Below are 19673 nucleotides of genomic sequence, written 5' to 3'. Positions count from 1 at the left end.
TGCTTAATAGTAAGTTTATCACCCATTGAGGTAGTAGCAGACTCTTTTAAGCCCAAATCAATTCCAACGCTGCCCTTACCACTTGCTTGCTTAGGATGGTCTTTCACGGTGATACAGGCATACCAACGATTACGACTGTCTTGTACTATCTCAAGTGTGTTGATTTGATATAGGCTTAGGTTGTAGCTATCAAATACATCTATGATGAGCTTTTGACCTTTAGATAGCGATAGCTGTAGGGTTGATTTCAGTGCTTTTTTACCGCTTTGTCTTGTGCTTAGGTATTTAATGGCTGATTTTTTAAATGGTATCCAACCTAGGCTTTTACGTTTGGCATCAGCTCTATTGGTACGCCAGTTAAGTTTGGCTTTTTTAAATTGTTTACGTGATTTAGCGTGTGTCTCATTGATAGCCTGTAAGGTCTGACTGTGTAATCCTAAATACTCACCACTACCTTTGGTGTACTGATTTAAATCATAAGCATTAAAAAACTTACCGGTACGTTTTAGATGCTCAAAGCAAAGTGCATTGACATAGTTCCACACGAAGTTTACTGAACCGCTTAGCTGATTCAGCTCTTTTATGTGTTTGTCTTTAATGCGTAGCTTGAGTGTTTTCATATGCTTAGTATGGCAAGATTAATTTTAGCTTACAACCCTTTAACGACTTCTTACGACAGTGTGTGTCGCCTTATATCCACCCCCTGAAGTGGGTGGTTTTACGGCGACTGGTGATAAATTTATGACTAAAAAATAATTAAGATAGAAATATAAAGCCTTATCCTAACTAAATCATTTTCATAAAATTAAATTAAGGAACCACAGGGACATGATTTAAGCCTAAAGACTCATCAAATCCGAACATGACGTTCATACATTGAACGGCCTGCCCCGCTGCGCCTTTGACCAAGTTATCTTGTACCACCAGAATAGTGGCAGATTTAGTGTCATTATCTTGGTGAACTGCAATTCTAAGTCTATTGCTTGCTCTTACGCTACGTGTATCAGGGAACTCACCTGCTGGTAAGATATCAATGAATTTTTCATTTTGATAGGCTTGTTCATAGATTTGCTGCAAGTCCAGATCACATCCTGCGTCGGTTAAGCTTAAGTGAATGGTGGTAAACATACCTCGAATCATAGGCACTAAGTGAGGCACAAAACGAATATTATGGGTATATTTACTTTGCAGTAACTCATGAACCCCTTGCTCAATTTCAGGGAGATGACGGTGGCCAGTCACCCCATAAGCATTAAAGTTGTCCGTGGTTTCAGCATAGTTAAGATTCAACTTGGCCTGACGCCCTGCGCCTGAAACACCAGATTTTGCATCAATGATAATACGAGGCTCTATAACTGCTTCGCCCTTATCGTTTTGAGCTTCAATAATAGGTTTTAAACCTAAAATTGCGGTGGTCGGGTAGCAACCTGGATTGCCAATAACCTTTGCAGTTTTAATGGCCTCACGGCTAATCTCTGGCAAACCATACACAGCTTGTTTCAATAACTCTGGGCAAGCATGCTTATGCTTATACCACTGCTCAAACGACTGTAAGGACTGTAGTCTAAAATCAGCGGCCAAATCGATAACCTTCACACCAGCTGCTACTAATGCTTCAGCCTGCTGCATGGCCACACCATGAGGCGTTGCGAAAAACACAACATCACAAGAAGTAAGGGCTTCTAACGTCCCTTCTCCTAAGTCACTATAGGTTAGATCAGATATGCCTCTTAAGCTTGGGAAAATACTGGCGACAGGTTTGCCTGCTTCTGTTCTCGAAGTTAACCATTTGATGGTCACTTTTGGGTGAGAAGATAACAATCTTATAAGCTCAACGCCTGTATATCCCGTTCCACCAATAATGGCTGCTTGTAACATATCCCATCCTATCTGATTGATTAAAAGCCGATTAAATAAAATCCTTCTTACTATTTAATCTAACTTAGATAAATTAAATATAATCGTTATTTTGTAAATAGTCATGCAATTTATAAAGTTTACGTTATCCGCTTCAGCTATTCAATGCATTAAACCTGACTGCATTAGTCGTATTTATTTGAGTTTAATAGATTATTAAGTCGCTCATTATAAAATAGGCTTATATTAAATAAGCCTATTTTTTATCACTTCAATTTTAAATCAGAATGCGTTTTATAGTTTGTAGTCATGCACCGCATCAATAAATACTTTGGCGTTGTCTGGGTTTACCCACTGGGTAATACCATGACCTAAGTTAGCTATATAACCTGTTTTTACACCGCCGGCATAAGCATCATCGAGCATATTTTTTACTGCTTGACGGATTGACTCTGGAGTTCCATAAAGCGTAGCTGGGTCTAGGTTACCTTGTACCGCAATTTGCTTATTGCTTTCAGCTAAGATAGCTCTGGCTTTGTCTAATGGCATGGTCCAGTCTAACCCTAAGCAATCGGCTTCAGAATCTGCTTGAATGTCTAACCACAATCCGCCGCCTTTGGTAAATACCACCACAGGAACTTCAGGATGACGCTGTTTAAGCTCAGCAACCACACGCTTATTGTACTTATGAGAAAATTCCTCAAACTGACGGTGTGCTAATGCCCCACCCCAACTGTCAAATAGCTGAACAAGCTGGGCGCCTGCAACAATCTGTGCATCTAAATAATCGATGATAGCCGTAGTAACATGGACTAAGATTTGATGTAAGAACTCAGGCTGGCTGTATAGTAGACCTTTGGTATAACGATAGTCTTTAGAGCTCCCACCCTCAATCATATAGGTCGCCAAAGTCCAAGCACTACCTGAGAATCCAAATAAAGGAACCAAACCATTTAATTCTTTACGGATACTGGTAACGGCATCCATAACATAGCTTAATGAGTCAGTGGCTTTAAAGGGTTCAAGTTGATTAAAGTCCGCTTCGGTACGTAAGGTACGCTTAAACTTTGGACCTTCCCCAGTTTCGAAGTAAAGGCCTAAACCCATCGCATCTGGAATGGTTAAAATATCACTAAATAAAATGGCCGCATCTAAATCAAAACGTCGTAAAGGCTGCATCGTAACTTCTGTCGCACGCGCAGTGTCTTTACACAGACTCATGAAATCCCCAGCTTCTGCTCGCGTAGCCTTGTATTCTGGAAGATAACGACCGGCTTGGCGCATCATCCATACAGGCGTCATGTCCACTTCTTCAAAGCGCAAGGCTTTAAGTAAGCGATCATTCTTCAACGGAGCAAAGTTGTGAGTGTTGTTAACAGAATCAGAATTCATTATAGACATTATTATCTCTTTAAAGTCCTAGATTATAATCAAAATGGATAGATGGAACCGTTTCTTACCTATCAATGGTATCAGGTTATAGCACTCTCCACACCTTATGACGCTTATTTATTTAAAATAGCCATGTCATCGCGGTGTATCATTACCACACGTTCCTCAGACTCTCCCAAGATCTTGTCAAAGCTTTGGGTTCTTTTCCGAGCTACACGTCTGGCTTCTTCCGAAGAGAAGTTCACTTGACCTACTGCAATACGCTCTTTGGTGGTCTCATCGACTACTGCAACCACATCGCCTTCATCGAAATCACCATGAATATCCACCACACCCACAGGCAATAAGCTCTTGCCTTGTACGGTAATGGCATGCACAGCTCCTGAGTCAATAAATAAAGTACCGGCCATTCTTAAATGCGCCGCTAGCCACTGTTTACGGGCAATAATTTTGTCAGCTTGATTGGTCTGCAATAGCGTACCTACAGGCTCACCTTCAACAATACGGGTAATGACTTTATCAAGGCTACCATTAGCAATGACCGTTGGACAGCCACCCATGGCCGCTAATCTACCGGCTCTAATTTTGGTCAGCATACCTCCACTGCCAAGCTTACCGCCCTCTCCCGCAATATCAAACAAATAGTCTGCCATTGCGCGCTCTTGACGAATCATTTTTGCATTGGGGTTTTCGCGAGGGTTATCGGTAAATACGCCGTCCTGGTCGGTTAATATGATATAAAGATCGGCACTTACCATCGCTGCAGCCATTGCGCCTAAGGTATCATTGTCACCAAATTTAATCTCATCAACAGTAATAGTGTCATTCTCATTAATAACCGGCAACACTCGCCATGCTAAAAGCTTATGCAAAGTGTTAGCCGTATTCAGATAACGTTCACGATTGGACAAATCATCGTGGGTCAATAGGATCTGAGCACTGCGGACTCCGCTCTGGATCAAAGCTGATGACCAAGTCTCTATCAGCCCCATTTGTCCAATGGCCGCACAGGCCTGTAACGCTTCTAATTTTTTAGGGCGCTCATCAAGCCCCATTCTGACTAAGCCTTCTGCCACTGCACCCGATGAGACCAATATCACCTCTTTGCCTTCATTATGCAGCTTAGCAATCTGGCTAGCCCATTCATAGATTGCGGTACGATCTAATCCCTTACCATTGTTGGTCAGTAAAGAGGAGCCAATTTTTACAATGACTCGTTTTAGATTAAATGATCGATTTTTGCTAACAAATCGACTGTCCTCTGGATCTGATTCAATCGGCTTGGCTATACTGCTTTTTGCTTTACTAACTTTAGAGTTTTTCTGGTTATTATTAGCACTCATAATTCTTCCCAAAATCTAATGAATAGAATAGTAATATGCTGGGTTAACACTCTGAACTATTGCGAAATATAAAAAAGCTGCTGAAGGTTTAAGCCCCCTCTCATCCTCTACCTTATTACCGAAATACAACCCACAACTCGATATAAAAAGGTTACAGAGGATGAAGGGACTGCCTTAAGGGGCATAAATTACCTCTACGCCATCGTCATCATCATCTTCATTATTGGCATTGAAAGCCGCTTCACGGGCCGCTCGACGGGCAGCACGGTAAGCCTCTTTTTGTTCTTCTGTATTGAGTCGTACTTCAGCTTCAAGACGCTCAAACCTTTCTCTTTGCTCTTCGGCAAATAAAGGATCTTCTTCTTCGCGCTCTTTTTCACGCTCAATCTCATTCATCAGATGATATTTAACATCATCTACGCCCTCACCGGTCAAGGTTGAAGTTCTGAACACAGCTCCTGTCCAACCCAGCTCTGCCACAATATGTAAGCACAACTCATCAAGTTCATCAGCATCGGGAACTTGGTCAATTTTATTTAAAATCAAAATCTGCGGTAAATTGGCAAGCTCAGGTGAGAAGCGCTCAAGTTCATTTAAGATCACTTGGCCGTTTTCGACAGGGTCACTGCCATCAATGGGCTTAATATCTAAGATATGTAACAAACGACGGGTACGTGCCACATGCTTCAAGAAGCGAATCCCTAAACCGGCCCCTTCTGAAGCTCCTTCAATTAAACCTGGAATATCAGCCATAACAAATGAGCGATGTAGGCCAACATCCACCACCCCTAAGTTAGGTACTAAAGTGGTGAAAGGATAATCGGCTACTTTTGGTTTAGCTGAAGATACTTGTCTGATAAAGGTAGACTTACCCGCGTTTGGAAGACCAATTAAGCCCACATCGGCCACAACTTTTAGCTCAAACTTAAGTTCTTTTAATTCACCTTCAAATCCTGAGGTAGCTTTACGCGGTGCTTGGTTGGTAGAGCTTTTGAAATGGGTATTACCTAGGCCACCATCTCCGCCTTTGGCTACTAATACCTCTTGACCTATTTCAGTCAAGTCACCTACCACTTCACCAGTTTCATTGTTAACAATGGTGGTGCCAATAGGCACACGCAGATAGATATTGTCCGCCCCTTTACCAGAGCAGTTCTTACTTTGGCCATTTTGGCCACGACCCGCATCATAACGACGGGTATAACGATAGTCTACTAGGGTGTTGGTATTATCATCAGCAACCACAATCACGTCGCCTCCTTTACCCCCATCACCCCCATCTGGCCCGCCACGAGGCACATATTTTTCACGGCGAAAGCTCACAATGCCGTTACCACCATCGCCTGCTTTGACAGTAACAATTGCTTCATCAATAAATCGCATTGGGCTTGCTCCCTTAACTTCTTTTAAATTAGTCTAACGAAAATCGGCTAATTGCAGTCTTCTACTAATTATTGTAGAAGGTTTGCTTCTTAGAAATATAATGTTTTAAAGAAAAAATATTTTAAATAAATAGTATTTTAGAAAAATAATACTTCAAAAAAATAACTTTCTAGAAAATAGAGTTGTTTTATAACGCCGTATTCTACAGCATTATTTTAGATTACATAGAATTAATATAGCTGGCTACTTTAATAAAAATACCCGATAACCATAACGATTATCGGGTATCGTTGCAAATCGCCTCAGTCATTACGCTATTCTTTGCCCGCATGCAATAAGCTCTTTTTTATATATTAGCCCATTGTCTGAGTCAAAAACTAACCGAGTATTTACAACCGCATTATGTCTATTATAACTTATGACATTCAATGCTTAAGGCTATAAAACTTATCTTTTATAGCCCGCTACAGCTAAGCGAAAATTACGCAGTGATGTTGGTGTAATGAACGCCAGCCATTTGCGCAGCCACTCTTAATACCTGAGTGCTATAGCCTACTTCGTTATCATACCATACATAAACAGTCGCATGGTTGTCAGTAACGATAGTCGCCTGGGCATCAACAATACCCACTTGCTTAGTACCCACGAAGTCTGTTGATACCGCTTCAGTAGAATCAGTATAAGCAATTTGTGACTGCCAAGCATCGCTTTCAGAAACTTGCTTGAAGAAAGCATTTAAGGCTTCAGCACTTTCAGGCGCTTTTTCAAGGTTTAAGTTTAAGATAGCCATACTAACGTTTGGTGTTGGAACACGAATGGCATTACCTGTTAATTTACCATTTAACTCTGGTAAAGCTTTACCTACAGCTTTAGCAGCACCTGTACTGGTAATAACCATGTTTAACACAGCACTGCGACCACGACGATCCGCTTTGTGATAGTTATCGATTAGGTTTTGGTCGTTAGTGAAAGCGTGAATAGTCTCAACGTGACCATTTACGATACCAAACTCGTCATTAAGTACTTTTAATGAAGGAGTGATGGCGTTGGTAGTACAGCTAGCAGCACTTACAATAGTGTCATCGCCGATAGTATCATTGTTTACGCCGTATACAATGTTTTTAATCTCACCTTTTGAAGGTGCAGTTAATAACACTTTCTTCACACCTTTGGCTCTTAGGTGCTTACCTAGGCCATCTTCATCTTTCCAGATACCTGTGTTATCAATAACGATAGCATCATTGATACCATAGCTGGTGTAATCAATTTCGCTTGGATCATTGGCATAGATAACTTGAATGAAGCGACCATTGACAATAATACCTTGGTTTTCTTCGTCAACGACGATTGAGCCTGCAAAAGTGCCATGAACTGAGTCACGCTCTAACAAAGAAGCACGTTTAGCGATATCACCGTCTTTACCTGGGCGAACCACAAAAGCTTTCAGTTGCAAGCCTTTATCAGTAGCCGCTTCTTCTAATAATAAGCGAGTTAAAACACGACCAATACGACCAAAACCGTAAAGCACAACGTCAGTTGCTTCACTCGCAGCAGGAGTTGATTTATCAGCTTTGGCTAGCGCATCAGCAACGCTTACTTTATTTTTTAATAGTTGACCTGCATCTACTACTGCAGTTTTGATGTCTTGGTTATCTACCACTTCTTTAACAGTAGCAACGATATCATCGATGTCCAACGCTTGACCATTGTTACGGTCAGCAGTTTGCTGGACTTTAGTCAATAGATCCGCTGTTGAAAGCCCATTAAGTGTTTCACCAAATAAGTTAACTTTTACGTCTTTATCGTTATAAAGATTATGCAGTTGGTTCACTAGCTCATAAGCCTGGTTCTCTTGTTTTTGATATTTGGCTAAATGAACTTGATGCAACTCACGGCGCGTATTAGCATTACTCACGATAATTATCCTTTGGGTAAATGAAGTGAAGGGGTTAGTGAAATCAATATAATCGCTAAATGAAAAGAAATAGGGTAGATATGTGCAAAATCTGCTTTTGATGTTCAAAAGCAGATCTAAGTCGAATTCTCTACCGTTATATTTAAGGTAGATTCTAAATCATATTGACAATTTTAGCCAGTACATCAGGCAGTAATCCTTGTTCTGAACAAGAATTAGTTACAAGAATAAGTACCAGTTGTGATTAGGATTTTCCTAGCTTTTTAATAGGGTAACAAATTCTTGAGAGTTACTCTTATACATAGCTACAGCTAGTTAGATGTTAGTTATTTAGTAACTGTAATTTAGTCAGTAACTAATTTATTCACTAACTATAGTCTTTGGCGTGCGAGTATGGGTGGTAATTTCCAACTTATTAATATCATAGCCCTGCATTTTTGCTATCTTCTTATAATCTTCAAAGACCGCCTCAGATAAAGTAGGCTTACGTGACAATACCCATAAGTATTTATTGTCTGGTGTGCCCACTAATGCGCTTTGATAGTTCTCATCAAGCTGTAAGATCCAATAATCTGCTTTACCGACGGGCAACCATCTTAACCAACTGGGCATAAAGGTAACTTTTAGCTCACTACCAGTATCATTTGCAGGTTTTGCCAACCCCTCAGCCTTCATCATCGAACCATCTTGCTTACGGCATTGGTTAATAACATCAACTGAGGTCAACTTGCCAGCCTCGTCCTTATTTAAGTTATAAGTTGCGGTTACATCAGAGACACAGTTACGCTGAAAATACATAGGCATACGGGCTATTTCATACCACTGCCCTGCATATTTATTTAAATCTACTCGGTCTACAGAAGTAGGTGCTGTCACACTCATAGGTGCGTTAGTCGAAGCCGTACCTGTTTCTGCATGGGAGAAGGTTGAGTAAGCCGCTAAAGGGACTAGTAAAGCCAAAGCTATGCCTGTGTGCTTAAGCAAAGCTTTCATGAAGGCTCTTTCTGGGATATCGTGCTTAAATTTATTCATAATAGTATCAAGGTAGTTATAAGATTAATATAAAGTGCCAAGTCATTTAATAAAAGTCATCTTGCGCCAGTGACTTAATTTTTAACTGACTAAACTTTCATTAAAGTTCTCTGTATTTTTTACTGTATTATTCGACATAGCTATCATATTACTCGACTAACTTCTTCACTATCCAAAAAGTGTAGTAATACGCTACGGTTTGTAAATCCTTTGTTCTATTTTGATTTTTACGTGAGCTTACGGTAAAAACTTACTTATTCCTGCTACTTTATCTCCTTGATAATGTCGTACTTGTCCGATATCTTCTGGCGCTATACCACCTAAAGCAATGACGGGTACTTCACTATCCCCGGCCAAAATGGAGAACTCCTCCCAGCCCAGAGCAGTCGCTTCAGTGTGAGTGTTTGTTGCTTGCACAGGGGAAATAAAAACACCCACCACAGGGGATAAGTCATGATTCAATCGATATTGGGCCAACTTATTTACTTGTTGAATACTCATTGAACTGTGAGCACTTACAGTCAGTGGTAATCCAGACAACAGCTCAATATCTGTATCAGCACAAGCCTGCTGAGTTAAATGCTGCGCGATAATTTGATCTGCTATAGCCATATTATTACGGTCATATAAGTAATTGGCCAATTCATAATCTATAATTAGCTTGATATCTGGTCGAATGGCCATCAGGGCTAACACCTGCTCTTTACGTTGAGATAAGCTCGACTGCTTTAATCTGACATAGACACAGGCCTGATGAGGTAAATTTTGCTGATAATAGTTTAACCATTGCTGTGACGACTGATCTTTGACTGCACTCTGAGTATTACAGGCTGTGCTATCTTTAATTGCTTTTACAGAGCCAACCTCCTGGGTAATCACTATGGTACTCGGCAACCTCAGCCACTGTAATATGGTTTTATTAGCATCAGGCAGTGGGTAGTTATTATTGATCAAATCCTCTTGGCTCACCCACTGTAACTGTTGACCTTCACAGCCCTCTTTTTCATGAGCAAACTGTTTAAACTGCTGTTCACTTAAGTCAACTCGAAACACATGCAAACAAACCGTCTTTGATTTACTAGGCATCTCGGTATTTGCATAATTATGACGCAACACCCCCAAAGGATTAATGACACTATGGTTGGCTATATCTAACCCTATTTCCTCAAAAACTTCACGAATAAGGGCCTGTTTAGCGCTCTCATTGGCTTCGATTTTGCCTCCAACGAACTCATAACGGTTACCTTGATGCTGCTTAGCATTACGAAACCCCAATAAGTATTGCTCACCAAACTGAATTACCGCCACAGCCACATCAATCTTTATCACAGCACCATCCTTTCTTTATTAATCACTAAAAGTTATTTATGACTAAAGGCAGCAGACCAATGCCTAAGTTAGTCCTTGCTACGTTAGCTAACGTATAAATTTATTTTGATAAAACTCTTGCAATATCCAACATAATAAACAATAATAATTAAAGTTAATGATAATCATTATCAATTAGATAATTTCGATTCGTCTATATTTCATTATAGAAACTAAAAAAACTTCTAAACTTAAGGATTAAGCTTATGGCCACTATCATTTCTCGAGCACTGTACCTTCGTGACAACCAGCTGCCTATGTTACAGTCAGAGCATTTATTTGCTTTAACCAAAGAAGTAAGAATTCAGCATGAGGGAGAAGAATACCGTTTGCGTCTAACCCGAAATAATAGACTTATCCTAACCAAATAGAGCTGCAAAAAATAAGGGGTGACTTTTAAAAAGTTACCCCTTATTTTATTGACCTTACTTTTATTAGAAGTTGAAGCTATAAACCACATCTACTGCGTTTTCGACCGCCGACGTGGCTTCGATATAAATTCGACGCGTCAACTGATAACGTAACGATAAGCTGCTTTGTGCATTGAATACCCCGACCCCATAACGAATATATAGATCTGGGGTAATATAACCAGTAACGTTGACGTTAGTATCGCTGTCTGTCCCAGAGGCATCAATGGTCAAACGTTCTAGGCCAAAAGCATCTCCAATAGTATTGGTGAGACTTCGAGTCCCTGTTAACCCTAAGCTTAAACCGGCCGCTGCCAAGTTATTGGTAACCTCAGATTTAAACCCTTCTTCACTAATCTGAGTGGCGCCTGGATTAGAGATACGTCCTGTCACCAAAGCATTCATGGCTTGCTGCTGAGTTAAACCAGCATTATTAAAGACCACGATGTTAGGCTCTGAAACTCTACCTTTCACGCGTAAACCTACAGTACGGCCTTCAATTTCTTTAGCTGCTTCGATGCTTAAGCGAGGGTTAACCACATCGCCATTAAATCGAACTTGAGCGTAGTTTAATTCAAGGTTTTGGCCAAAGATATCCACGGTGCTGCGGCGACTGACTTGAACCACCCCTAGCGCATTCATTACGCCTTGGCCTTTTTGGGTAATATGCACCGCTCCTGCCAATGGCAATACTGCACCAAAGCCGCGGAAGTTAACATTTTCACCCAAATCCACCCCGATATCGGCATTAATCGACCAAGGTTTAGAGATTGCCAATACATCCTCGATTCTATTCACTAACTGTCTATCTAAAACCACAACATCTTCAGACTTAGTGATTACTTCTTCGTTAGCCTCAGGCGGTCTAATGGTCGCAGTAGGTACGGAGACTGCCCCTACAATATTGACATACTTCTGCATCGGTTTGACGATAATATTGAAATCTGGATTGACCTCTGCATACAACAGTGGTGGCTGAGTGAGCACCAAACCTTCGCCGGTAACCCGTAACTTGGCCTGTAGCTCTTGTTTCCAGTCTACCGTTCCTGTTAGTTCACCCGCTCCCTTACCACTTAAGAAGGTTCCTTCAAGCTCAGCACTCTGTCCTCTTATCTTGGCTTTAGCATTGATATTAGTCAAGTTCACTGGCAAGTCCAACATGGCCACAGTGGCGTTTCTTAAGTTAATATCTCCATAGAATACTGGGCTGGTCAGAGTTCCGCCTAACCCCCCTGCCATAGTGATGTTACCAGCAAGTTTTCGCATACCTGGGAAGAAAGGTTTCAAAATCGCTAAGTTCAGCTCGTTAAGCACCAACGCCCCTGATATAGGTTTGTCCTCTTTATAAGGATCAATCACAACATCAGCATAGCCTTTGGCGCCACTGCCATTATCGATATCAGTACGCAGCTTTAAGCCTTCTTCAAATGATCTAACAATGACCGACACGCGCTTATAAGGAATAGTCACCGCATCATCTAGGCCTTCTTGAACTAGGCCTAACTTACCATTGTCGGAATATAAAGTGGCATTAATTACCGGCTCAACTCCCTTACCCCATTCAACGACTGCCTTACCATTTAGACTGGCTTGCCAGCTAAGGTCTTTAGGCATAATAGGGGCAAATAAGGAGGTGTCAATTTGTTGGATGGCTACGTTAACCTGACCCTTATCAGCAGAAGCAATCAAGTTCTCTCGTAGACATAGCTTACCGGTCTGACCCACGGCCTCCCAACAGTGAGCTGCCAACTGGATTTCAGGCGTATTTCCTCCAAAAGAGGCGATAAGCTGCGCTGGCTGGCTTTGAGCTAACGTCACATACTCCGTTGATACTTCACCGTCACCGACCACTCCCTGCCATCTACCATTTTTACGATCTAAGCTCCCTTTAATAGTAGCTTGGATACCGACATCGGTATTGGCATTATTGGTATCGCCTTTTAAGGTTAAGGTGTGGTCTTGTTCGGTACCATTAAATACAGCATATATATTTTCAAATTTACTGCCGGAGGCCTGTAAGCCGTCTGCCATAACCACTAAGGTGCTTGGACGTTTGGCTAAATCAACAATCTTACCTTTAATCATACCTTGTGATAACAATACGCCTGGAAGCGCTAATTTATTGCCGGTCAAGTCGACATAAATGGTCGGTAAGGCTTGGCCTTTATTCTGCATTAAAGTAAAGCCGCCTAAGACAGAGCCTGAGAAGTCTTTACTGATCTGGCTTAGATTACGAATATTCACTTTGGCTTCTAAAAGCTCTGTATTACCATTGGCAACAATTTGGTTGTCGCCCCACTGCATCATCAAGTTATTGGCATTTAAGGTTTCAACCACACTCTTAACTTGTTGAACTTGGCCGCTGGCATCTGTCGCTTTTAATCTTTCAAAATACTGATTCATATCTTTGGGCAGATGCAAAGTAGTATTTAGACTACCTTGAGCCAATAGTGGCTCACCATCTATCTCGCCTCGCAGTGCCATTTGATCAATACTAATACGCTGTACTGAGTCTTTCCATAATCCTGTGCTAGACACACGTCCTGTAATGTTACTTGGCAAATCTTTGACAAAATAGCCCAGATTAAAATCATCCATAACGGCGTCTACATTCCAAGCTACGCCATTGGTAACGTCTAACTTCCCTTTGGCGACTAGACTGCCCGCCTCGCCAACGTGACTTAAATTACGAATAGTGATGGCTTGAGCATTACCTCCAGCATCGACAATCAACTTACCTTTTGGTAATTGCGGGGTATCAATTGACCCATTAAACTTCACATTGAAGTCACGCAAATCCCCAAGCTTGGTTTGGTTATTACGCCATTTGCCTGAGGTTTGTAGATCTCCGCTAATAATGCCTTCTGTCTGAGGCGCAAAGAAGCCCACATTAAATTTATTGGTATTGGCTTTAACATTCCACCCAATACCGTCACGTAAGTTTACGTTACCAGAGGCCGTTATATCGCCTGCCTCACCTTTATGACTGAAGTTTTTGATATTGATATTTTCAGTAGTCCCATTGGCATCAACAATGAAATTGCCTTTGGGCACTCCTTGAGTGGCCAACTTGCCATTAAATCTAGCATCAAAATTTTGTAGTGACCCATTTAAGACATCAACCACGCCATCCCCATAGCCCATAACATCGACTCGGCGATTTTCAGAAGTACTCTTTCCAGTTTTTGGGTCTGTGGAAGTAACTTGCGCAGTTAGGGTTGAAGATAAATCTGATGATTTAATAGTAAAGGCATGACGCTGGCCTTTGACAACCTTGCCATTAAGACGACGGGTAATGTCTATCATTTTACCTGAAGCCTTGATATCCCCTACCAATCTAGTCACTGGAATGGTGTCACTAAAGGCTTGAGGTTTTAGCCCTTTGGTCTTGGCATCTATATCCCAAGTCAATGGGGATTTATTGGTGGCCAATAAAATATTACCGTTGCCGGCAAGATTACCCATCACCCCATCATAGTTTAGGTTTTGCAGCGCAATTTTATTATTGTACTTATTGAGCTTAACCTTATAGTCACCAGCAGGGGCAACATTTAATTTGATAATCTCAGCATCCGCGGTTACCCATAATCTATCATCACGTAACATGACATTGGCCATACCGCTAGGGCTATCTATCTCCCCAACGTCAGGCACTCCTTTGCGGCGTAAATTCTGCCAGCTGGCATCGACATACCAGGGGGCGTTAAATCTAGGATTTTTAGGTTTAACCCCTTGCACGACCTTAGCTTTAATCTGCTCGCCGTCGCGTTGCTTGAGGTCGCCATTAATCTGCATTAAGCCCTCTTTATTGCGCAGATCAAATACCACTGCTAATTGGCCATCTAGATATTCTGGAGCATAAGGCGCGGCACTCTCTGGCAGCAAGCTGCGTACTTTATAATCCTTACTATAAAGCATGGCTTTGGTAGTGAAGTCGTCTTCCCAATCAAGCACTCCGACTGCCAACAAGCTACCTTCTGGGGTTTTAGCCGTTAAGCGATGCACCAGCATTTTGCTGGTATCAATAATGTTGGCTCGCCCTTGGTAATGACCACTTGGAATGTCATTGGCCAATAGTCGACTATTAATACGAAGCTCAATATCAGAGAGCACCCCTGAAGCTGTCGCTAAACCGTTTTGCAAACGAATGTCCTGACCTTCAGCATAAGGCAGGTCAATCTCATCCCAGTTTAATTTGGCCTCAAAAGGAGCGTTGTCATCTAAGCCCTGAACGGTAAACACACCTCTGAAATTGTTATCATTATACTTACTGCGTATTTTGCCATAAGTGCGTTTAACACTCCCCACAGCCTCAACTTCAATGGGATCGATATAAACTTTATCTAAGCTTTTGACTGTGACTACCCCAGATAAATCTAAGGGATAGTTGCCCTCTAAGGTCACTATACCTTTTAAATCCTCAATCTTGACAAGATCACTATATTGTAGATTGCCTCGACCCAACTTAACTTGAGTGCCTACCCAATACAAATCATCAGCTTTGATATCAGTTACTTCTACAGGTTCTCTACCAGCCTGGTTATAGATAATTCGATTAATACGGGCTTTATCAAAGCGTAAATTAACCGGTAACTCGTACTCTTTGTATTCAAACGGATCGCCTGAGGGCGGTAAACGGTTTTCAATAACAATGGTTTCGATATCAGCATCGCGTAAATGCACTTCTTTAGAAAACAAGGCGCGCCAGCCAATCTTGACATAAGTATTTACGAAGTGTATGTCCACATCTTCTGAGGCACTCATGGTGATGTCTTTCACCTTAAGCCCGTCGCGCAGATTACCTTCTGAGTACTCTAATTTAACCCCAGTTTCTGAAATGATTCTTTCGAGTATGAACTTAGTACCCCTCTCCGTACCTGCCATTATATAAAAAGTGATACATATAATTAAAAATAGAATCAATAGTAACGCTAGAAGCTTTATCAGAAATGACAAAGGATAATGGTGCTTAACCCGCTCAGCATCACGCTGAGTAGGGTCTTTTTTTGGATTAGGCTCAGGGGTTTGCGAAGTGGTCATGGGTTAAGTAGCTTGTTTTCAATAAGGGAAGTTAAAATAAAAAATTAATAGTTAACTCAGAGCTAATCGCTAATAGTTGAAAATGTCTATTTCACTAGCGATTAACTCCTATTAAAGTTAATAACAACTTCACATATTTAAGATTAGAATGGCCTGTTTTCACAAGAGAATCGAAGTCAAGTCATAGTAAATGATATTCAATATAACGGCAACATCACAAGCTGCTTTTATTTCCCTCAGTCATTTAGATCAGGGTGTTACTGAAGGGGTGACCCAATAAAGAAGTGCAAGCGAACAGGAATGCTGTCTTCTAAAACCCCTGCTGCTAGGTCAACTCGGACCATGCCTACCGGTGAAGCCCAACGTACCCCAAAGCCCAAACCTAGCTTGGTATCAGCTTCAAAGTTAGTATCATAAGCATTCCCCACATCGGCAAATACTGCCCCTCTTAGACCCGGCTTAAATTCATAGTTGTATTCAGTACTACCGACGGCCAACACTTGACCCCCGACCAAATAGCCTTTTTCGGTGGCAGACAAACTATTGTAATCATAACCGCGGATACTGCGATCGCCCCCAGCAAAGAAGCGAAGCTTATAAGGCACATCTTCAAAATCTTTGGCCCAGATATATCCGCCATCTAGGCTGGCTACCACTTGGTGTTTATTTTGTTCCCCAAAGCTATATACTCCGCTCACACCCGCTCTAGCAATGGCCATGTCTGTGTCAGATAACACGCTGTCAGTACCCGCTTCAACTGAGTAGTATTGATGCCAACCTTTGGTCGGATTGGTAACATTGTCAGTAACCGTTTTGTCTATCTGATAACCCAGCAAGAAGGCTTCTTGATTAAACTGTGCCCCTTCTCGGTTAAAAGGAACCGGTAAGTTTTCACGATCAGGACCGGTCACACCACTTTCCAATTGATCTTGACGATAGCGTACCGAATAAGTTCTATTCCAGCCCCCTTCATTACGAATATTGCGTGTCACACCGCCTTTAATGGTGTTGGTTTCTAAATCCAAGGTACCCTCACCTTGGTTAATGGTTTCTTGCTCATAACTAATATTGGCATTAAGCGTGTCATCTAACGGATGCTTCCAAGGGCGGCTGGCATGAAGGTTCACTGATTTGTTAATCTTCGAGGCCCCCACACTAATACCGGCTTGATAACCATCACGATTAATCAAGTTGTGCTCCATACGCGCCACAGCTCGTACCCCAGTATCTGTACCATAACCAATACCTAAATCGACATCTCTAGGCCTATCTGCAGTAACGAAAACATAGAGAGGGACTGACTTACTTTCAGCCACCTCTTGTGGGGTTTTACGATTTGCCAATACGGTCTTACTCAAATCATCAGGCAAAGCGCTGGTATCGGAATAAGGATCTCTTTCATCCGGGAAAACTTGCTTTACTACATCACTAACAGCATTGGATATTTTACCCAACAAGCTTTTTGCTTTCTCTTCAGATTCATCTAAAACCCTATCATCCGGCAATCTCGATAATCGCTCAGCTTTTGTAGTGATATTCTCCAGCTTGGCTGAAGTCTCTTGATCCACTGTGTATTCAATGGGAGCAAACTCATCATCCCAAGCAGGGTTAGTCATGGCTTTAGTATCTAAAGGCTTGCCGTTTTCATCAAACTGTATGGCATCTGAGCTCTGGCCATTGGCTTGTCCATTTAATTGAGCTTCATCACCGTTTGTTAGGAGATCTTCCTCATCATCGTTTTCAAAACCCAAGGTAGCCCCAGTGGTGTTGGGTCTAATTGTCTCAACGTTTACTGAGTTAAAGTAGCGCGTGGCAGATAAGTCGTTGGTAAACCTTGTAACATCAGGGGCATAGAAGTCATCACCCACCTCAAACCTGTGTAATTGATGGAGCAGCTCTGCTTTAACAGGCAGTTTGTCAGGATCTGTGGTGAGCTGACCGGTCTCTTTGTCCACGGTGAAAAATACTACTTTGTCAAAATGATAACGCTCCCCAGTATCGTAGACCAAATCCACGTCTGCAGTGTTATCGGGTAAGATAATATCTACTGATTTATTCAGCCACTGTCCATCAAAGAAACCAAACTGATCTCTTGTGGTTTCAATTCTTTGTTTGGTTTGTTTATATTCGCCGTGGTTAAAAATCTCACCTTCTTTAAGCGGTGAGTCTTCTTGAATGACTTTAAACTCTGGCAGATCTTCGCCTCCGCCCCGTATATCAATAATGGGGGACGTATTGATTCTTACAGGATCACCTAGACGTTCGATGATTACCGCTATCTCATCAGAGTCAACCCGCTTAAAGCTTAGCTTAATGTCATAGTAGCCCACGGCTTGAGCTGCATTTAAAGCTTCTTGATGTAGCTTTGGCGTAACTGCTGTGAAATCTGAGATAGACTCAACGGTAATGTTTTCCATCGCCGCCTTAATATTAGTGGCAGGCTGAGTCCCTTTGTCGACTTTAACCAGTTGTGGCTCAGACCCTGCTGTGGCGGGTGATTGTTGTAAATAAATTTTTGCCTTAATTCTTGGTAATGCGGCATAACCATCATTAAAAAAACGGTTATAAAGACCTTTGATGAAACCAGGCTTGGCTTTAGAGTCATCCTCGTCTTGATACTGCTCCTCAATAACCGTAGCTGTTAAATCATTATTAGGGTCCTCTTGATATTCTGGTAAATAATCCTCTGGATTAATACCGGAGTCTGCAGCACCGTTTTGTTGTGCCTCAGCCACCATATCACCAGTGACTTCTGTATCAGCGTTTTTAACTTTATTATCAACCTTACCGATAGTTGTGTTTTTAACCGCCTGATGCGCAGCATTTTCCGCCGACTTTGCCTGTTCGCTATCAGGATTTACCGTAACATCCTTTGCCTCATATACTGGCTTGGTACCCTCTAATTGTTCTTCAGTAACCCCCTCATCAATAATACCTAAAGTCTCTTTATTGGAAGGATTAATCTGAGCTGAAGCATCTAAGGCGGTATCAAAGCCTAAAGGAGGCTCTGTGGCGTCTAAGCGAGCCACGGGTTTATTAAAATCGCGAGAAACTTGGGGAGTGATTTGCGATAAGGCCTGTTCAATCTGCTGTGGGGATTGCATGACGGGTGCATTGGCCAAGCGGTTACCGGCATCTTCATTGGTTTGTAAGCTTCTGTCAGAGAAGACCCTATCAAAGACAGCCTCACTGCTCTCATTCGCTTCACGGTTGGGTGTCTCTTGGCTACTAGCTACCTTGTCCACTTGACTCTGCGTTCCAGGTCGGGGCACAGGAGAGTTGAGCGTTTCGCGTTGGTAATCTTCAAGCACACTGGGATCAATCATCCCCTGCTCAACTGCTCTTTTTAGTTTAAGCGCAATAAGCGCTTCTTCTAATTCATCTTGCGACTGTATTTGAGACCTGCCTAGGTTGGGATCATACGACTGACTGTCTTTAGTCAGCCCTTCAGGCTTAGTCGGCTCAATAGCATGGGCTGCTGTTGTCATAAAAGCTTGAGCCATCAAACATACTGATAATCCACACGCAAGTTTAGAGGGGCGAAAAGGCAACTTTCGACCTCCGCAGCGACTGTCAAAGAAATGACCCTGAGAAAACTGAGTATCAGTTGACTGCTTAGCCAACAACAAAGAAGCGTCTAAATTCGGCATTGCTGCTCTCTTATCCATATTAACTTGCTATAAGTAGTTCTATTAGCGAAAGATTAACGTTTAAGTTGTCTCTCTGCAAATGCGATTTTAACCAACCAAAAAAACAAATTTAATTTAGTTGTGATAAATTGTGGCTATTATACTTGCTGACTTAGCATATTTTAGAAGGCTTATTTTAAAATACTTAGCCAGGTTTGGTGTTAAATCAAACTTTGCTACATTTAATCGAGCTGTAAAAACCATAACAATTAAATGGCATTAACATTATATTAGGAAGCCGGTT

General features: G+C 41.8%; 11 protein-coding genes. 1 reads left to right on the top strand and 10 read right to left on the bottom strand.

Features of this window, described 5'->3' with window-relative positions; all coding sequences use genetic code 11:
* From A1019T_RS07220 to A1019T_RS07185, 8 genes are all read right to left on the bottom strand, one after another.
* The coding region (locus A1019T_RS07220) for a transposase (protein ID WP_279626174.1) at positions 1–620 on the bottom strand (620 nt) is incomplete at its 3' end.
* 190 nt (positions 621–810) lie between these two features.
* Positions 811–1878, bottom strand: a complete 1068-nt coding sequence (argC, locus tag A1019T_RS07215; RefSeq protein ID WP_077451052.1) for an N-acetyl-gamma-glutamyl-phosphate reductase — start codon at positions 1876–1878, stop codon at positions 811–813.
* Positions 1879–2151: 273 nt separating this feature from the next.
* Entirely contained in the window at positions 2152–3258 is a 1107-nt protein-coding gene (gene hemE, locus A1019T_RS07210) for a uroporphyrinogen decarboxylase (RefSeq protein ID WP_077451051.1), read from the bottom strand.
* A gap of 104 nt (positions 3259–3362) precedes the next feature.
* On the bottom strand, positions 3363–4592 hold the full coding sequence (gene proB / locus A1019T_RS07205) for a glutamate 5-kinase (RefSeq protein WP_425271939.1): 1230 nt from the start codon (positions 4590–4592) through the stop codon (positions 3363–3365).
* Between the two features lie 174 nt (positions 4593–4766).
* Positions 4767–5975 carry a GTPase ObgE gene (gene obgE / locus A1019T_RS07200; protein ID WP_077451050.1) on the bottom strand — a complete coding sequence of 403 codons (1209 nt, stop codon included), beginning with the start codon at positions 5973–5975 and terminating at the stop codon, positions 4767–4769.
* Positions 5976–6456: 481 nt separating this feature from the next.
* Positions 6457–7899 (bottom strand): glyceraldehyde-3-phosphate dehydrogenase, encoded by a 1443-nt coding sequence (locus tag A1019T_RS07195; RefSeq protein ID WP_077451053.1) that lies wholly within the window; start codon positions 7897–7899, stop codon positions 6457–6459.
* 351 nt (positions 7900–8250) lie between these two features.
* A complete protein-coding gene (locus A1019T_RS07190) occupies positions 8251–8883 on the bottom strand; it encodes a lipocalin family protein (RefSeq protein ID WP_341864624.1) in 633 nt (210 codons plus the stop codon).
* A gap of 276 nt (positions 8884–9159) precedes the next feature.
* Positions 9160–10251 carry an NUDIX domain-containing protein gene (locus A1019T_RS07185; RefSeq protein ID WP_077451048.1) on the bottom strand — a complete coding sequence of 364 codons (1092 nt, stop codon included), beginning with the start codon at positions 10249–10251 and terminating at the stop codon, positions 9160–9162.
* Positions 10252–10496: 245 nt separating this feature from the next.
* Here A1019T_RS07185 and hemP point away from each other — a divergent pair, with 245 nt between their 5' ends.
* A complete protein-coding gene (hemP, locus tag A1019T_RS07180) occupies positions 10497–10661 on the top strand; it encodes a hemin uptake protein HemP (RefSeq protein WP_077451047.1) in 165 nt (54 codons plus the stop codon).
* 63 nt (positions 10662–10724) lie between these two features.
* Here hemP and A1019T_RS07175 read toward each other — a convergent pair whose 3' ends face one another.
* The gene (locus A1019T_RS07175; protein ID WP_077451046.1) at positions 10725–15740 is read right to left on the bottom strand and encodes a translocation/assembly module TamB domain-containing protein; all 5016 of its coding nucleotides are present in this window, start codon (positions 15738–15740) and stop codon (positions 10725–10727) included.
* A 257-nt stretch (positions 15741–15997) separates the two neighbouring features.
* Positions 15998–19408, bottom strand: coding sequence for an autotransporter assembly complex protein TamA (locus A1019T_RS07170; RefSeq protein ID WP_077451045.1), 3411 nt, complete (start codon positions 19406–19408; stop codon positions 15998–16000).
* Between the last annotated feature and the right edge of the window lie 265 nt (positions 19409–19673).

Origin of the sequence: Psychrobacter piechaudii, assembly GCF_900162825.1 — a bacterium.
Taxonomy (GTDB): Bacteria; Pseudomonadota; Gammaproteobacteria; order Pseudomonadales; family Moraxellaceae; genus Psychrobacter; species Psychrobacter piechaudii.
The sequence above is the reverse complement of the archived record's forward strand: the minus strand, read 5'-3'. Positions and strand labels throughout refer to the sequence as shown.

Excerpts from the sequence above, each read along its gene's own strand:
- hemP (WP_077451047.1), top strand. The coding sequence starts at position 10,497 with ATGGCCACTATCATTTCTCGAGCACTGTACCTTCGTGACAACCAGCTG.
- A1019T_RS07170 (WP_077451045.1), bottom strand. The coding sequence starts at position 19,408 with ATGGATAAGAGAGCAGCAATGCCGAATTTAGACGCTTCTTTGTTGTTG.
- hemE (WP_077451051.1), bottom strand. The coding sequence starts at position 3,258 with ATGTCTATAATGAATTCTGATTCTGTTAACAACACTCACAACTTTGCT.
- obgE (WP_077451050.1), bottom strand. The coding sequence starts at position 5,975 with ATGCGATTTATTGATGAAGCAATTGTTACTGTCAAAGCAGGCGATGGT.
- proB (WP_425271939.1), bottom strand. The coding sequence starts at position 4,592 with ATGAGTGCTAATAATAACCAGAAAAACTCTAAAGTTAGTAAAGCAAAA.
- A1019T_RS07175 (WP_077451046.1), bottom strand. The coding sequence starts at position 15,740 with ATGACCACTTCGCAAACCCCTGAGCCTAATCCAAAAAAAGACCCTACT.
- A1019T_RS07190 (WP_341864624.1), bottom strand. The coding sequence starts at position 8,883 with ATGAAAGCTTTGCTTAAGCACACAGGCATAGCTTTGGCTTTACTAGTC.
- argC (WP_077451052.1), bottom strand. The coding sequence starts at position 1,878 with ATGTTACAAGCAGCCATTATTGGTGGAACGGGATATACAGGCGTTGAG.